The 15,335-nt window shown below is 66.9% G+C and carries 16 protein-coding genes; 9 read left to right on the forward strand and 7 right to left on the reverse strand.

Going from position 1 to position 15,335, the window contains the following annotated elements:
* The first annotated feature begins 224 nt into the window (after window positions 1-224).
* From ACIRL2_RS40345 to ACIRL2_RS40355, 3 genes are all read left to right on the forward strand, one after another.
* Entirely contained in the window at window positions 225-971 is a 747-nt protein-coding gene (locus ACIRL2_RS40345) for a hypothetical protein (protein ID WP_395872836.1), read from the forward strand.
* Window positions 972-1,041: 70 nt separating this feature from the next.
* The gene (locus ACIRL2_RS40350) at window positions 1,042-1,452 is read left to right on the forward strand and encodes a RidA family protein (protein ID WP_402239106.1); all 411 of its coding nucleotides are present in this window, start codon (window positions 1,042-1,044) and stop codon (window positions 1,450-1,452) included.
* Window positions 1,453-1,827: 375 nt separating this feature from the next.
* Window positions 1,828-3,297, forward strand: a complete 1,470-nt coding sequence (locus tag ACIRL2_RS40355; RefSeq protein ID WP_395872834.1) for an amidase — start codon at window positions 1,828-1,830, stop codon at window positions 3,295-3,297.
* 866 nt (window positions 3,298-4,163) lie between these two features.
* Here the strand turns inward: ACIRL2_RS40355 and ACIRL2_RS40360 are convergent.
* The gene (locus ACIRL2_RS40360) at window positions 4,164-4,892 is read right to left on the reverse strand and encodes a GntR family transcriptional regulator (protein WP_395874015.1); all 729 of its coding nucleotides are present in this window, start codon (window positions 4,890-4,892) and stop codon (window positions 4,164-4,166) included.
* 108 nt (window positions 4,893-5,000) lie between these two features.
* Window positions 5,001-6,458: a purine-cytosine permease family protein gene (locus ACIRL2_RS40365; RefSeq protein WP_402239110.1), complete on the reverse strand. Its 1,458-nt coding sequence runs from the start codon at window positions 6,456-6,458 to the stop codon at window positions 5,001-5,003.
* 202 nt (window positions 6,459-6,660) lie between these two features.
* On the opposite strand from ACIRL2_RS40365, the gene ACIRL2_RS40370 reads away from it, so the two are divergent.
* Window positions 6,661-7,125: a cupin domain-containing protein gene (locus ACIRL2_RS40370; protein ID WP_402239112.1), complete on the forward strand. Its 465-nt coding sequence runs from the start codon at window positions 6,661-6,663 to the stop codon at window positions 7,123-7,125.
* A gap of 574 nt (window positions 7,126-7,699) precedes the next feature.
* Here ACIRL2_RS40370 and ACIRL2_RS40375 read toward each other — a convergent pair.
* On the reverse strand, window positions 7,700-8,749 hold the full coding sequence (locus ACIRL2_RS40375; protein WP_402239114.1) for an integrase core domain-containing protein: 1,050 nt from the start codon (window positions 8,747-8,749) through the stop codon (window positions 7,700-7,702).
* A 32-nt stretch (window positions 8,750-8,781) separates the two neighbouring features.
* Here ACIRL2_RS40375 and ACIRL2_RS40380 point away from each other — a divergent pair, with 32 nt between their 5' ends.
* On the forward strand, window positions 8,782-9,228 hold the full coding sequence (locus ACIRL2_RS40380; RefSeq protein WP_402239117.1) for a hypothetical protein: 447 nt from the start codon (window positions 8,782-8,784) through the stop codon (window positions 9,226-9,228).
* Between the two features lie 143 nt (window positions 9,229-9,371).
* On the forward strand, window positions 9,372-9,878 hold the full coding sequence (locus ACIRL2_RS40385) for a hypothetical protein (protein ID WP_402239119.1): 507 nt from the start codon (window positions 9,372-9,374) through the stop codon (window positions 9,876-9,878).
* A gap of 288 nt (window positions 9,879-10,166) precedes the next feature.
* Here ACIRL2_RS40385 and ACIRL2_RS40390 read toward each other — a convergent pair whose 3' ends face one another.
* Window positions 10,167-10,424 carry a hypothetical protein gene (locus ACIRL2_RS40390; RefSeq protein ID WP_395874026.1) on the reverse strand — a complete coding sequence of 86 codons (258 nt, stop codon included), beginning with the start codon at window positions 10,422-10,424 and terminating at the stop codon, window positions 10,167-10,169.
* Between the two features lie 130 nt (window positions 10,425-10,554).
* On the opposite strand from ACIRL2_RS40390, the gene ACIRL2_RS40395 reads away from it, so the two are divergent.
* The 3 genes from ACIRL2_RS40395 to ACIRL2_RS40405 all read left to right on the forward strand — a co-directional run bounded on the left by ACIRL2_RS40395 (window position 10,555) and on the right by ACIRL2_RS40405 (window position 13,081).
* Window positions 10,555-10,776 (forward strand): hypothetical protein, encoded by a 222-nt coding sequence (locus ACIRL2_RS40395; protein ID WP_402239122.1) that lies wholly within the window; start codon window positions 10,555-10,557, stop codon window positions 10,774-10,776.
* 271 nt (window positions 10,777-11,047) lie between these two features.
* Window positions 11,048-12,775, forward strand: coding sequence for an SPFH domain-containing protein (locus tag ACIRL2_RS40400; RefSeq protein ID WP_402239124.1), 1,728 nt, complete (start codon window positions 11,048-11,050; stop codon window positions 12,773-12,775).
* Window positions 12,776-12,781: 6 nt separating this feature from the next.
* Window positions 12,782-13,081, forward strand: coding sequence for a DUF3040 domain-containing protein (locus tag ACIRL2_RS40405; protein WP_402239126.1), 300 nt, complete (start codon window positions 12,782-12,784; stop codon window positions 13,079-13,081).
* Window positions 13,082-13,241: 160 nt separating this feature from the next.
* On the opposite strand, the gene ACIRL2_RS40410 is transcribed toward ACIRL2_RS40405, so the two are convergent.
* The 3 genes from ACIRL2_RS40410 to ACIRL2_RS40420 form a co-directional block, all read right to left on the reverse strand.
* A complete protein-coding gene (locus ACIRL2_RS40410; RefSeq protein WP_402239128.1) occupies window positions 13,242-13,379 on the reverse strand; it encodes a hypothetical protein in 138 nt (45 codons plus the stop codon).
* A gap of 16 nt (window positions 13,380-13,395) precedes the next feature.
* A complete protein-coding gene (locus ACIRL2_RS40415; RefSeq protein WP_402239130.1) occupies window positions 13,396-13,752 on the reverse strand; it encodes a hypothetical protein in 357 nt (118 codons plus the stop codon).
* 285 nt (window positions 13,753-14,037) lie between these two features.
* Window positions 14,038-15,192: a TerC family protein gene (locus ACIRL2_RS40420; RefSeq protein WP_395873973.1), complete on the reverse strand. Its 1,155-nt coding sequence runs from the start codon at window positions 15,190-15,192 to the stop codon at window positions 14,038-14,040.
* Window positions 15,193-15,335 lie beyond the last annotated feature (143 nt).

Consider the following 15,335-nt stretch of genomic DNA (forward strand, 5'->3'; position numbering starts at 1 on the left):
GGGCCACTCGGGGGCTGCTTCCGGAGAATCCGCCGGGAGTTCCGCGATGCGACGCGAGCCCCGGAAATCGCCAATGCACTCCAACCTACGCGAAGCGATCCGGTACGTGCGCAATGATCCGAGGGGCGACTTCCGAGAATTCCGCACCCGGAAGGTTCGAGGCGTGGAACTGCCGAGTCGACCGACTTGGATACCGAGCACGATCACATAGTGAGGAGAAAATGATGAAGGCAGTCGAGTTCGCCGCCGGCGGTTACCGATTCATCCAGGTGGACGGAGTCTTTCAATTCTCGAGCGGCGTCCGTGCGGAATCGGGCCACACCATGGTGCGGGCGCAGTTCGTGAATCCATTGCCACTGGCGGACGGTTTCGCCGCGGTCGAGGCCCACCTGGCCTCGATCGGGCGACCCACCACCGCATTCAGCGCTTGCGAACTGCGCTCGCCCGCCCCGTTCACCGAAAAGGGCTTCATCGAATTCAACCGCCTCTACGTGCAGACCCTCGAACGCTGGGGACTGTACAGCGACGGCGTCAACCCCGTCGCACGGACCAACGTCTGCCCACAGCACAATCCACCCCCGGTTGCCTCGCTGCATGCCTTCTCGTACACCATCCCGTCCGGCACGGCTTCGCCGACCTTCGTGCTGGCCGGCAACGCCGAATGCGCCCAAGGCCCCGGCGAGTACCGCGACAGCATCGTCCGCCGTGGCGAGACGGGCCTCGACGCCATGCGGGAAAAGCTCAGGTTCGTACGGGCCGAGCAGGAACTCCGGTTGCGGGTCCTGGGCCTCGGCTGGTCGGACGTGCTGCACACCGGGGCCTACACCGTCCACGACATCGGTCCGCTGATTCGCGAAGAACTCCTCGACTACGGAACCGGATCGATCACCTGGCACCCGGCTCGTCCGCCGGTCGAGGACTGCGAGTACGAGATGGACGCGCGCACCACATCGCACCAGATACTGCTGTGACCGTCCCGGCGCAGCAGGTCCCTGAAAACTGTCGACTCAAAATCCCCTCCCTTTGAAGTGGAGATTCGTCATGGCAAAGCAGAAAGTGAGCTCCGCCCAGCTCAGCAGGCCCAGCGGGCATTTTTCGCAAGGAATTTCCGTCGATGTACGCGGGCGGTTGGTTTTTCTCTCCGGGATGACCGCACGTGACCTCGACGGAACCGTTATCGGCAAGGGTGACATCGAGGCACAGACGCAAAAGGTCTGCGAGAACCTGCAAGCGGCCATGGCGGCCGCCGGAGGCTCGATGACCGACATCGTCAGCGTCACCGTATTCGTCAGAAACACCGAGCACTTCGCTGCGATCCACCGGATTCGCCGCCAGTTCTTCGCGGACCCCCCGCCGGCCTCCACCCTTGTAGAGGTATCGAAATTGGTCGATCCCGAGATGCTCATCGAGATCAACGCCATCGCTGCCATCGAGGATGGAGCGCAGGTGTGAGGCGCGCTGCATCCAAGACACTTCCGGTGCCGAACTTTGCTCGGATCTCTCGCGTCGGGTTCCATCACGAGGAACACCGCCTCGAGGCGAGCAACGACGTTCGGGACCACCCCGTGATGTTCCTGCGCACGCCCGCATCGCGAGCCACGAACGAATCGCCGAGGCCACAGCCCCTTGCCGTCGTCATCGGCCGACCCGGGCGCCGCATTCTTCGGCAACTGACCTGGAGCCACGTCTCGGCGTACAGTCGCTATGACGACGGGGGCTCCCGCCGAGGCGCCGGTGCGCGTAAGGCGCCGCAAGTGGGTTCGCGCCCCGGGGACACCGTCGAGGTGCGGATCGACCAGGCCGGAATCCCGAGGAACACGATCGCTGATGACTGAAGGACTCGACGGCGCGGCCCGAAATCATCTCGAAGACACAGGAATCGCCGCACTCGGATCGATGCTCGCCGACGGCCTGCTTTCGTCCGAGGAGCTCTGCCGGACGCTGCTCCATCGGGCGCGCCGACTGGATCCGCAGCTCAACGCCTTCATCTCCCTGGCTCCGGCCGCGATCCTGTCCCAAGCCAGGGCAGCAGACGAGGAACTGCGTAGCGGAACCAGACGCGGTCCCCTGCACGGGGTACCGATCGCGGTAAAGGACAATATCGCCGTTCGGGGGGAGGTCACGACTGCGGGCTCCAAAGTCTTGGCCACGAATCGACCCGCCGAGGACGCAGTCGTCGTGGAGCGGCTTCGGGCCGCCGGAGCCATCATTTTCGGGAAGACCAATCTGCCGGAATTGGCCTACGGGCCCCTGGAAACCTATCCCTTCGGCTCCACCAAGAATCCGTGGGATCGCGGGCGATACGCAGGCGGGTCAAGCGTGGGATCGGGTGCCGCGTTGGCAGCCCACCTGGTGCCCGGAGCCCTCGGGACCGACACCACCGGATCGATCCGAAACCCCGCGGCCTGGTGCGGAGTCGTCGGGCTCAAGCCGACGTACGGCAGTGTTCCCCTGGCCGGGGTGTGGCCGCTGGCGCGCTCGCTGGACCACGTCGGGCCGATGGCGCGATCCGCGCGCGACTGTGCCCTGCTTCTCGACGTCATCGCGGATCCCCCGCCTGCGGTCGGGCCGACGGCCCGCAGCGGAGGAGTACCGCCGAGCTACACCGCGGCTTTGGAGCAGCCGGTGCGGGACCTGAGGGTCGGGATCCTCCGCGGCACGCCGTGGGAGCACTGCGACGCCGATGTTGCCGGCGTCCTGGAAGACGCGTTCACCCTCCTCGGCGACCTGGGCATGGAACTGATCGAGGTCGAACTTCCGAGCTGGGAGGCGGCAGCGGCCGCGGTCAGCGTGATCTTGACCTGCGAAGCCTCCGTGGAGTACGCGCCTATGCTCGTCGACAGAGCGGCCGACCTGACCCCGCAGGTACGTGAACGTCTGGAAGCGGGTCTCCTGTTGCGGATGGCCGATTATGCCGCCGCCCGTGAGGCGACTACTCGGTTGGCGAGTGAGCTGAAAGAGGCGTTCTCCGCCATCGATGTCCTCGCGTTGCCCACTCGGGCGCAAACCCCGCCCAGGGTCCACCCCAGTGGCCGCCTCCTCGACCCCCTCGGCTCTCCATTCCACGTCTCGCCGTTCAACGCCGTAGGACTGCCTGCCCTGACCATCCCGTGCGGTTTCGACTCCCAAGGCATCCCGGTAGGTCTTCAGCTCGCGGGTCCGCACTGGAGCGATGGCACCCTTCTCGCCGTGGCTGACACCTACCAAAAGCACACCGACTGGCACACACGAGCGCCGAATATCGTTGCAGCCGACCCCGTGAGCGCGAATCGACGTTGCGACGGAATCGAAGCCTGAGCATCCGACGGGGTCTTTCACCATGATCGCGCGGGTCCCCCAGCCCAGTGAACAGAAAGCTCCGGCGTCGAGCGGTCGACCCCGGTCGACGCCGCGCCGAAAACCCGAACATGATCTCGACCCCGGCAGGATCGCCTCTTGCCGGGGTTTCCGTGTTCGCCGGACAGCGGCGCCGAAAGCTTCGAATCATCGGGTAACGCGGGAGACAGAAATAGCGGCGGTGACGAGCGTCTTCGCTGGATCACGCCGACGTCGAGTCCCCGAACATGTCGTCCCGTCTCAGCGCCTCAGTAGAGGACTTGCGTCGCCGACCGGCCACTCGAACCGACGCGGCGGTCGAACCGACTCGACGGTGCCGCGACGAATCCGGTCCACCTCAGGCTCGCCCACACCGCAACACCACCTGCGGGCCACGGCGCCTTCTACGACGCACTGAGCAGCGGCCGGATCGACGAGGAATACCCGCGGGCCGTCCCGACGGGGCCTGTCGTTGCCCCGATGCGCGGACGACCGGATCTGTCCTCCCCGTGGCTGTGCTCGGACACTCCACCGGCGCGGAGCGGCTGCGCCGCCACCGCCCAGGGCCGGGCGAAAAGCGATCCGAGCCGATACCCGTCCGGCGTCGACCCGGCGCATGATTGCGTTGCGTACATCCTGCGCGGCTCGTCGGTGACGAAGGCGACGCTGTGACACTCGGCGCCGCGCGGCGGCGCAGGTTAAGCGATGTCGGGCCGCGGCCACCCGGCCGGGCGACGGCCCCGTGACGAGGAGGTTGCCGAGTACGGCAGCGATTGCCGGCATGTGCGACCGCGAGGCCGGAGACGGGAGGGCCGGTCGCTTTCACGAGTCTCGCGCGGTGCACCACATCACATGCGGCGAATGATCTCGAAGACGACGAAGTCGTTGTTGACGTCAATGAGGGATACCGCCGCGATCGCACCTTCCCGCGTGTAATGCCGCTCGAGCAGGCGCGTGAACGCTTGGCCGTCGCGCGTCTCCAGGTACGTGCTGTTGGCAGGGCTGACACCCGCTCGAACTTCCACGACCGCGTGATCGATGGGACTGACCAGATAGGGGCGGGTGAAGTCGAAGTGGGTGGCAGGAGCCATCTCCGGCAACCGTGACTGGTCGGTGAGCTTCGACCACGGCACACTGTCGCGGATGAAGATCGCCAGATTTCCGTCAGCGTAGAACCGCGTGTCGGTCAGGAACGCGGGCTCATCTGCCGGGACGTCGTCGCCAAACGCGGCAAGAAGGTCGGAGGGTGGTTGCTCCACCCGCGATCGGTCCGCATCGACATGCACCTCGTAGCCCTTTTCCTTCAGCATGTCCGTGAAGCCCACGAGCCGCTGCAGGGCGAGCGACGAAGGCCGGACATGCTGGTTGATCGTGGTGCCGATGGCCCGGCGTCGCGTGATGATTCCTTCGCGTTCGAGACCGGCCAACGCACCACGAATCGTGGTTCGGCTCACGTTGAGCGTGGTGGCGAGCGTGCCTTCGCTCGGGAGCTTGTCGACCAGCTCTTTGTTGAGGATGGCCTTGAGAATGGCGCCTCGGACCTGTTCTACCAGCAGAGTGCTGTCGAATGGCTGCATGCTCGACCCCCGTTTGGATCCACGCGGCAAGCGTAGGTCATACGTAACTCCAAGCATACCTTCCGAGTGCTGTCGGTGCGTACGCCCGAGTAGGGGACGCGGGCGGTCTCAACTGCCGAGGGGGCGGGAATCCGTCGAGCTCTCCGCTGCGCCCTCTTCGAGATGGATCGTTCGCCGGCGCACCAGGCAGTAGTAGACCGAAGCGCTGACACTCAGCCCTACCGCCCAGGACAAGTCCACCTGTCCGGTCAGCCTGGCGATGGGACCTTGAAACGCGGCGATGGGGCCGTATTGGCAGGACCAGGCCGCGGCCAACCCGAGCGCGAAGGCACCGAGTGCTCGGACGTTCACATCCCCATACCGAGACGTCGTCGGAGGGGCGTAGAGAGATGCGACATCGACCTGCTGCCTGTGGATGACGAACCAGTCCACCAGCGTGACACCCGCCCACGGGCTCATCCAGACCACCAGCGAGGACATGAAGTTGCCGAAGCTGCTGGAGAAGCTGCTGGACTCGAGGAACATCACCAATGGAATGAAGCCGACGATTCCGGCGAGCACGCTGGCCGCCGCGCGCTTGATCTTGATGTCGAGAGCCAGCAGGCCCAAGGAGGCCGTGTAGATGTTCACGACGTTTGCGGCCACCGGACCGTGCAGGATCACGCAGAGTACCGGTATGGTCGCGGCACCGAACAGCGTGGTGACGATGCCCACCGGGTCCGTGGCGTCCGAAGTCGCACCGGCGAGGGCGCCGAGAACCGACAGCCAGGCGAGAGGGGCGAATATGCCCAGTACCGACGACGCGTACAGGCGTCGAGGCGAGACGTCGAGGCTCGTGAACCGGCTGTAGTCGGAGGCCCACGTCATCCACCCCATCGCCCATCCCACGCCCACGGCGGTAAGCAGTTGGGTCATCGCGGTGAACTTGTCCGCTCCGGCCAGGGAGGACTGGGTCCAGGAGACCTCGTCGATCCGGGCCAGCACCAGGACGGTCATCACGACCATTACGGCAGCGACCAGAGGGACCGCGTACTTCTCGATCGTGCGAATGGCGTAGAACCCCCACACCGCGATCAGTATCTGACCGATCATGATCGCTCCGGCCAACAGGTACGTGCTCCCCGTTCCAGGGTTCACGCCCAGCTCACGCAGAATCCCGAGCACGAGATCGACGACGACGTAGGTGTTGACGCCTATCCAGCCGGTAACGACGATCGTTTGCAGGGCTGCGGGCAAATAGGCTCCACGTCGTCCGAACGCGACCCGCGCCAGCACCATCTGGCACACACCTGTCCGATGCCCCATGAGCGCGGACAGTCCGAATATCGCGGCGCCCACCGCCTGCCCGATGACGGTCACCAGGATCGTCTCCAGAAGGCTCAGTCCGAGGGTCATGCCGATCGTGCCGACGATCCAGCTGATGGGCGCCAGGTTCGCGCCCGACCAGATCCAGAACATCTGCAGCGCGGTACCGTCGCGATTACCGTCCGCTACGGGCGTGATGCCAGTGGCATCGACATGCAGCACTTCTTCGAGCTGGTGTCTCTCTGCGGGGTCGATGGTCACGACGCCACCCTTCCGACTTCATCATTTGTCATACATAGTTTGTTTGGCTATCGTGAGGATGGGAGCAGAAGCTCAGTGAGAATGTCAAGAGTCGTCTCGGCCCCGGTGTGGCTCACCAGAGGCCGGCAGACGATCGCTAGGACCAGGTCGTCGCGGCTTGGCGCCTTTTACCATCGACGTTTCGAAGACCCGGGAGGACGCTGTGAAGGGGCTAGTCGTAAGGAAGGGCCAAGGGCAGTCCTACGAGACCGGTCCTGCCTTGTTCAAGGCCGGCGGCGGTCAGACGGGAGGCCGCTACGACTTCATGATCATGGACCTCGAATATCACACCGGTCCGCAGCTTCACGTCCATGAGCAGCAAGAGGACACCTTCTTCGTGCTCGCCGGAGTACTGACGGTTCAGCTGGGAGACGAAGTCCACGAACTGCACCCCGGCGACTTCGCCAGCGCTCCCCCCGGCCTCCCCCACACCTTCGACAACCTGGTCAAGGACCAAGGGGCCGTGAGGGTCATCAATTTGATGACGCCAGGCGGTTACGAAGGCTTGTTCGCAGAGTTCGACAAACTGCAGTCGGACCCGGAATCACCGGAGGCGCTCGCGCTCTACGCCAAGTACAGCGCCGCTTTGGTTGGTCCAACGCTACGGGAGCACCTCGAAAACCGGTGACCCATGCCTGCTCGCTGCATGCGGGCCGGGCGTTGGACCCGCGATGCAGGCCGTGCGGCGGAGGGCGGCGTCGACGGTAGTGCCGGCGGCGTGGGCACTGAGGCCGGTGTCGAGGCGCGAGGTAGCGACTGGCGGTGGCGGGTCCGTCGCCGAAGGCGGTTGCGGGATGGAACCAACCATTTCGCGTATGACGAGTTCGCGGACCCGGTACTCGTCCCACCGCCCAGGCGGCGTACTCGCATCGCCGGCCCGCAACTCATTGCCCGATCGGACGGTTGTGATCGTGTTCGTCGCGCGCAGCGAGTGGAATCGTCACGCGATCCTGTGCGCGGAGATACCGCGGTGCGGCGCGGTTGAACGACCCTGAGCAGCACCTGTCGTCGATCTCCGGCGGCTGTCGCACCTCGCGATGCCGGACGAAGCCGATCGGGCGGGTGGCCCGTCACGAAGCACAGATCGGCGCGACCGGTCGTCGGCATCGGTGCCATTCGCCTCGCGCCTTCGTGGAGCGAGCCGTCCGACATGCGGCCAGGAAAGCGAAAAAGTGCTCCTGACCTGCAACGATGGGACTTCTCTAGGTCCCGTCGGCTGCATGAAGAGAAGCACTTCTCAGGTGGACAAGGATAGCGGGTCGCCCGGTCGAGTCCGGTGGTTGCGGGATTGTTCGCAGGCCGGCGGGGTGTTGCTCACGGGGACGGCTCGCGGGGTCGAGTTGGATCGCAGGACGCCTGACCCCACGCGCCGCTGCCGCCATGCGTCCGGCGATCACGGCCACACGCGCAGCGAAGTCCCCTTCCACGGGCGCGGACTTCACACATCGGGATCCCCCACAGCCCGGCGCTCGCGCCCACGCATGGCCCGGGAGGTCCCACCGGGAGTGGCGCTCAGCGTTCGATCGGGAACCGGTGGACCCCGCGCGCCGCCTGAGCTTAGCCAAGAGCTTGACCCCTTTTCCCAGGATCTCCAGCGCGGCGTCGCGCTTGGCCACCTCCTTCCCCAGGCGCTCGACCTTGCGCCGGAGCTTCTCGCTCTCGGCTTCGGCCGCGGACTGAACCGCTCCGGGTTCGTTAGAGACTCGGGTGTGTGGCGATGACCTGTGGTTTGGCTGTCTCTGGTAGTGCTTGGCTTCGTGTTCGGCGGGTGGGGCGTGGCCGAACTCACCGTGGAGGCGGGTGTGGTTGTACCAGTCGATCCACTCGGCGATGGCGAGTTCGACGGCGGCCAGGGTCTGCCACGGGCCTCGGGGTTTGATCAACTCGGTCTTGTAGAGGCCGATGGTGGATTCCATCAGGGCGTTGTCGAAGGCGTCGCCGACGATGCCGATGGATCCGGCGGTGCCCTCGCGCGCGACGTGGGCGGCGAGGCGGAACGAGGTGTATTGCGAGCCGGCGTCGCTGTGATGTATCAACTCCCCCTGCCGGACGGGGTGTTGCGTGCGGTCGCGCTGCCACACGCCCATTTCGAACGCCGAGAGTACGAGGTCGGTCCGCTTGTTGCCGGCGGCCGACCAGCCGACGACGCGGCGGAAGAAGGTGTCCACGACGAACGCGACGTGGACGGTGAGACCTGAACCCGGCACGTTTCCGCAGGTGGGCTTTCGCAGAAGTCCTCTCGAAACCCGCATGTTGTGCGAGGCACTTCTGAGACACTCCTGCCATGGACCTGACGCTCGATCAGGCCGCGTCCGCAGTGGAACGTCACGACTGCCCGAACTGTGACGCCCCGGCCGGCAGCACCTGCCGCATCCGGGGCGGGAAGACCGCCGTCAAGTACCACACCCCGCGCTTCGTCCTGGTCCCCGCGCGTCGCGAACACCTCGAAGTCCCGCTACCCGCCGACCGATTCCCCGGCCGGACCTGGAAACTGGGCCACGCACTCGCCGTCGTGTCCGCGCCCCGCACCGAGCGACCGGTCCGCATCGGGTACGCAAGGACGTCCACCGCCCGGCAGGAGCTGGGGAGCCAGCTCGAAGCCCTCCGCCGCGCGGAGTGCCACAAGGTCTTCCAGGAGCAGATCAGCACCCGGGTCAAGGTGGGCCCGAGCTGGAGAAGGCGCTTGCGCTGGCCCACCAATTCAACGAAGCCGCACCCCAGACGCCGGTGATCGTCACGTGCACGAGCTCAAACGACTGGCCAGGAACGCGACAGAGCTGATGACGCTGTCGGCGAGCTCCAGGCCGGCGACATCCAGCTCGAACTCCTCAGCGGACCGCTCACCGGGATCTACGATCCCAACGGCATGGCGCGATGTTCTTCGCCGTACTCGCCGTCGCCGGACAGATCGAACGCAACTACATCCGGGAGAAGACCCTCGAAGGGCAAGTCGTCGCCGCGGCCAAGGGCAACCACCGCGGCCGACCGGGAGTCATCGACGACGACATGCTCACCTTCGCCATCGCGCTCAAGGACAAGGGCGTCCCCGTCCCCGAGATCGCGAAGAAGCTCACCATCAAGGTCGGGAAGAACGCGGGCACGTCTCCCTCGGTCGCCTCGCTCTACCGGGCACTGGCCGAAGTCGAGGCCGCGGCAGTGGACGACGGCCTGCCGCTCCAGCCCAAGCCCGCCCGCATCCACCGACCGGAAGACCCGCTCACCGTCGAGGGGATCGACCTGCGCGATCGGCTCCAAGCCCGGCCTCACCCGAACACCGAGATGCGGCAGGGCGTCCTACCAGCCCTCCAAATCGGCCGCGCGTTCGGCAGCATCATCAAGGAACAGCCTCCGACGGCCGAGGGGCCAAGATCAAGTGCTTAGCGCTGACGGCTGTTCCGTTGGCCCCCAAGACCGGGCCTGGGGTCACCGCTCCTGGCGACCGATCAGATCGGTCGACCGTTCGAGTGCTCCTCGATCCGGCGTCGCACGGCATCCAGGTGCCGCCGAAGGGCATCGATCCGTTCCTGCGCCGTGGTAAAGACAACGCCACCGACCGGCAGCGAATCCTGGACGCGTCGCGCACTCCCCTGATCCGCCCGGGCATCAGCATTCGGGTCTTCCCACGAGTAGCGGCCTTGCTTAACCGCCGCAACGGCGTCCCGGTCGGCCTCACCCGGGACGGCACTGTGTGCGCCGGCGAATCTCGGGGATCATGGCCGCCACCGCGGGCAAGAGGGTCACCGCCGCGTCGTCCTGGAGATCGGCACCGGCCTCGGCCGGATCGCGGCCCTCCTCGCCCGATACCTGGGCAACGAGATCGTCGTCTCGGTCGGGATCGGCCCAGCACTCGTGGACGACGCCCGCGCTGCCCACGCCCGGGTTGCGACTCGCGCCCACGGTGATCACCGGCGACGGGACACTCGGCACCCTCGACATCGTGAGGCGTTCGGGCATAGAGGCGTCGCGGGTCTCGGCCGACGGGGTGGTCTTGTCGGTTGAGACATCCCATGACGCTGGGTGTCAAGCCGCGGCGAGGTCGCCAGGGTGAGCCCAGGCGTTGGCCTCGTCGCAGCGGGTGCGGGCGGTCGGTCTCGATCCCGACCACCACCTGCTCGGGTTCCTGATGCTCGCCACCGTGCCGGGCGACCAGGGCGTGCAGCCTGGCGATGCCCTCGACGCCCTCCATCAGCCGGGCTACCGAGCCCGCGATCCGAGGAGTCCTGGACCTCGACATCTGTGGCTCGGGTCGGCCGGACCGCAGCGGGTACGCCTGATGTAGGCGCTTGCGATGTCGGCGGGCATCGGACGGCGAGAGGAAAGGACGATGCCTCGAGGCCGAGTGGCTGTGACGCGGGCTCCGCTGCTCGCGGTGATCGGCGTGTTCGCCGTCGCAGCCCTCTCGCTCGCCACTCCTGCCTCGGGGTCAACGGTGCTGGTCACACGGGTGGACGACACAATCACCCCGGTCATCGCCGACCATCTGGCCGACGGCGTGCGGGTCGCCGAGCGGGACGGGCACCAGGCGTACATCGGACACTCCGGGCGGGCTTTTGGAATCGACACGCGACATCGTGGGCGACTTCCTCGGCGCGCACGTGCCGGTCGTGGTGTACGTGGCTCCGTCGGGCGCGCGGGCGGCCTCGGCGGGGGCATACATCGTGCTGTCCTCGAACGTCGCGGCCATGGCGCCGGGCACCCACATCGGCGCCGGTACGCCCGTCACGGGAAGCGGCGATACGGCGAGCAGTAAAGTCGTCAACGACGCTGCGGCGTTCGCCATCGCCATCGCCATCGCCATCGCCATCGCCATCGCCGAACAGCGTGGCCGCAACACCGCCTTTGCCGAGGACATGGTCCGCGAGGGTACGGCCATCACCGACCGGCAGGCGCTGGACAACGGAGTCGTCGACCTCACCGCCGCCACCCGCGGCGAGCTGCTCGCCGGCCTCGACGGCCGTGAAGTCACCGTGGCACCCGACCGGCAGGTGACGCTGCAGACGGCCCGGGCCAAGGAGGTCGGGCACGACCTCGGCTTCTTCGATGACGTACGCCAGACCCTCGCCAACCCGGAACTGGCCTTCCTCTTCCTGTTCATCGGCACGCTCGCGGTCGTCTACGAACTCGCCGCTCCCGCCGTGGGCCTGGCCGGCGTCGCCGGCGTCGTCTTGTTGGTCCTCGGGCTCACCGCCTTGAGTGTCCTGCCGTTCGACGTCGCGGGCCTGCTTTTGCTGCTGCTCGCGGCGGCGTCGTTCGCCGCCGAGGTCTTCACGGCCGGATTCGGGGTCTTCGCCGTCGGCGGCACCGCCGCCCTGGTCTTCGGCGGTTTCCTGCTGTTCGACGGCGACGTCGGCGTCGACCCCGCGGTGTTGTGGCCGACCGCGGTGGTCACCGGCGCCGGCGCGCTGCTCGCCGGGCGCCTCGCATGGCGAGCCCGCAAGGCCCGACCCACCACCGGCCAGGAAGCACTCGTCGGACACGACGCGGTCGTCCACCACGCCGACGGACCCACCGGCCAGGCCTGGGTCGACATCGGCGCGAAGGGCCCGGGACTGTTCCTCATCATCCCGTTCGTGGACCGCATGGTCCGCGTGTCCCTGCGCACCGTCTCCATGGACATCCCACCGCAGGACGTCATCACCAAGGACAACGTCACCATCCGCGTCAACGCCGTCACCTACTTCAACGTCGTCGACCCCAACCGCTCCGTCGTCGCCGTCGAGAACCGCATCCAGACCACCCTGCGCAGCATCCTCGGCCAGGTCGACCTCGACGAACTCCTCGTCAACCGCGACGAGATCAACCAACGCCCACAGCAGATCATCGACCAGGTCACCGACCCTTGGGGCATCAAGGTCACCCTCGTCGAGGTCAAGGACGTCGAACTGCCCGAGACCATGAGGCGCGCCATGCCCGGCAGGCCGAATCCGAACGCGACCGACGCGCCAAGGTCATCCACGCGCGCGGAGAGTTCGAAGCCGCCGAAACGCTCGGAGCCGCCGCGATCCCCCTCGAGGAACACCCCGCAGCCCTCCACCTGCGCATCCTGTCGACCATGGCCGAAGTCGCCGGGGAACGAAACTCCACCCTCATCTTCCCCCTCCCCATGGAAATCCTGCGCCTCGTCGACCTGCTGCGCCAACCCGCCACCGCAGCGTCCACCGATACGCCACAACCACCCGAGCAAGCCTCCACAGCCGCCAAGACCGGACCCGCGTAACCCGTGCCGGCGGCCTCTCACCGCCCGTCCCCGCAGGCGGCCGTCGGCACAAGGCAGGTGAACCGACATGGATACCTCGAACGGCGACGACCGCGTCCTCGCCGGAATCGAACAGCGCCTCGCCGACGACGATCCCGACCTCGCCGCCCGCCTCGCCGCTCTCAACCGCCGCCTCGAGGAGGCCCAACCACACACGAGCCCCCGGCGCCAGTTCGTGGCGGTGCTGTGTGCCGTGCTGATCACCGCAGTGGTCGTGTTGGCCTCTCTCGCCAAGGTCGAATTGGAGGACAACAACCGGCCACCCCCGGCACCGAGCAGCCCGGCAGTACCGATACCCGCCAACCCCGGACCACCAGGCGCACCGTAGACCGTGACGTTGACGGCCGGGGTCGGCGTGTGGAGGTCGGTGTCCTGGCCGCCGCCCGCTTTCCAGGGCATCAGGGTGAGGATGGCGCCGACGACCAGGGCTCCGATCGCGACGCCCCAAGCGGGCGGCGAGCAGGAAGCCTGTGATCGGTCAGGCCGCGTCATCCGGTCCAGCGCGGCGCGCGCTCGGGTCTCGTCCGGATGTCCTGGTCGGCCTCGCCATGCACCACGACGAGAGGCAGCGCGAGCACGGCGAGCACCCGCCGCAGCCCACCGGCCGCGTCGAGGGCGCGCTGCACCGCCCACGCCGGCGCCTCAGGTCGTGGCCCCCGGATGCAGCTCCGACAGTTTCAGCAGCGCCTCGCGCGCCGCGATCAACGCGAACTCCTCGCCGCAGGCGGCCGCGTCGACCAGGCCCCGCGCAACGTTGCGCGACGTGCGGTCCACGCCGGCCGAGCCGTCTCCGAACATGTCGTGGTCGCGGTCCGTCGGGTCCAGGCGTGCGAGGAGGTCGGCCCAGGCCGCCACGGTCGTACCCCACGCAGCCTCGGCGCTGATGCGTGTGAGCGCCGCTTCCGCGGCGCTTCCGCCACCGGCGGCGTCGTCCGCGTTCAGCCCGTCCAACACCTCGAGCGTCAACCGCCGCACCGCGTCACCCCGCACGAGCAACACGAGGCGAAGTAACGGCCGGTGACGGTGGGTCCTCGCACAGCGGGCCTGGTCCAGGCGCACGAACGGCTCAGCCCCGCCCCCACGCGGACGTGGGGGCGGGGCGCACTGTGTCACTCCGAGCCCACGTTGCTTGCGGCCGGGTTCCAACCGGAAGTCGGGACGGTCTCGGTTTTGACATGCACTGCACCCGGACCCCGCACGGGAACGAATCCCCCGAAGGTCTTGCGGCAGTGGACTGCGGTTGGCACGGGCTGTTTGCAGGTCGGACACACGTACGCGTCGACCTCACTCTTCATCTTGACTATTTCTTCTAGTATGTTCATTTTTGTATGTCGGAAAGTGTTTTTCTTCGTCGCCGACTCGAGGCAGAGGGGATTCCCCGTCTCGACCCGGTGAACCGGCCGGGGACTCGGGGCCATCCACCACGGGTGGGGCGTTGGGCGCCTCGAAGTGCTCGGTGGCTGCGGAGGCGTCCCTCGGTTTGTCAACCTGTTCCGGATCGCCTGTCGGGGTCGGCCTTCTGAGGCTGAGCACCACGGAACCGGTCAGGACGATGACGATGACCGCGAGGCTCACCGGTGAGGGGATTTCCGGGATCCCGGGGCTGACTATCTTGTGGGAAGCCTGAAGGATGAGCTTGACCCCGATGAAGGCGAGAATGATCGCCAGGCCTTTGTTCAGGTAGTGGAAACGGTCCAGGAGGCCCGCCAACATGAAGTAGAGCGCCCGCAGGCCGAGAATGGCAAAGGCGTTGCTGGTATAGACGATGAAGGCGTCGTCGCTGACGGCGAGGACGGCGGGGACGCTGTCGACGGCGAAGATCAGGTCGGCGGCCTCGATGGCGGCGATCACCGCGAGCAGCGGGGTCGCGATTCGCTTGCCGGCCTCCTTGACGAAGAACTTCGTGCCCGCGTATTCGTCGCGGACCGGGATGATCTTGCGGAGCAGCCGGACGGTGAAGCTCTTGCCCGGGTCGAAGCTTTCTTCTTCGTCGTTGAGGAGTTTGTAGGTGCTGTAGAAGAGGATGGCAGCGAAGGCGAACAGCACGGCGGTGAAGCGACTGACGACGGCGACGCCGAGAGACAGGAATATCCCGCGGAAGACGAGGGCGCCCATGACGCCGAAGAACAGCACGCGGTGCTGGTAGGCGCGGGGAACCTTGAAGTAGGCGAAGATCACGGCGAAGACGAAGAGGTTGTCGACCGACAGGCTCTTCTCCAGCAGCCACGCGGTGGTGTACTCCGTGCCCGCAGTGGTGCCGAGGACGAGGAAGACGACCGCGCCGAAGATCAGGGCGAGGCTCACCCACAAGGCACTCCACGCGGCGGCTTCCTTGAAACCGATGACGTGCGCGGTTCGGTGGGCCAGCAGGTCCACCGCCAGCGACACCACCACCGTCGCGGCGAACGCCCCCCACAACCAGAGCGGGACCTCAAGCACGCCGAACACCTCACCATGGCCTGCGCGGAGTGCGCCGGCCCCTATACCGCAGTGTGCTGCATCACGCTCCCTCCGGCATTCTGAGCAGCGCCCGCCAAACGTCCCCGACCGAACACCGGGCGTGATGAGGCGCAGGTCGCCGT

The sequence above is a fragment of the Embleya sp. NPDC127516 genome, assembly GCF_044765325.1.
GTDB lineage: Bacteria > Actinomycetota > Actinomycetes > Streptomycetales > Streptomycetaceae > Embleya.

Bases quoted from the DNA above. Each gene is read 5' to 3' on its own strand.
- ACIRL2_RS40345 (WP_395872836.1), top strand. From the start codon at position 225: ATGAAGGCAGTCGAGTTCGCCGCCGGCGGTTACCGATTCATCCAGGTG.
- ACIRL2_RS40350 (WP_402239106.1), top strand. From the start codon at position 1,042: ATGGCAAAGCAGAAAGTGAGCTCCGCCCAGCTCAGCAGGCCCAGCGGG.
- ACIRL2_RS40355 (WP_395872834.1), top strand. From the start codon at position 1,828: ATGACTGAAGGACTCGACGGCGCGGCCCGAAATCATCTCGAAGACACA.
- ACIRL2_RS40360 (WP_395874015.1), bottom strand. From the start codon at position 4,892: ATGCAGCCATTCGACAGCACTCTGCTGGTAGAACAGGTCCGAGGCGCC.
- ACIRL2_RS40375 (WP_402239114.1), bottom strand. From the start codon at position 8,749: ATGCGGGTTTCGAGAGGACTTCTGCGAAAGCCCACCTGCGGAAACGTG.
- ACIRL2_RS40380 (WP_402239117.1), top strand. From the start codon at position 8,782: ATGGACCTGACGCTCGATCAGGCCGCGTCCGCAGTGGAACGTCACGAC.
- ACIRL2_RS40385 (WP_402239119.1), top strand. From the start codon at position 9,372: ATGTTCTTCGCCGTACTCGCCGTCGCCGGACAGATCGAACGCAACTAC.
- ACIRL2_RS40405 (WP_402239126.1), top strand. From the start codon at position 12,782: ATGGATACCTCGAACGGCGACGACCGCGTCCTCGCCGGAATCGAACAG.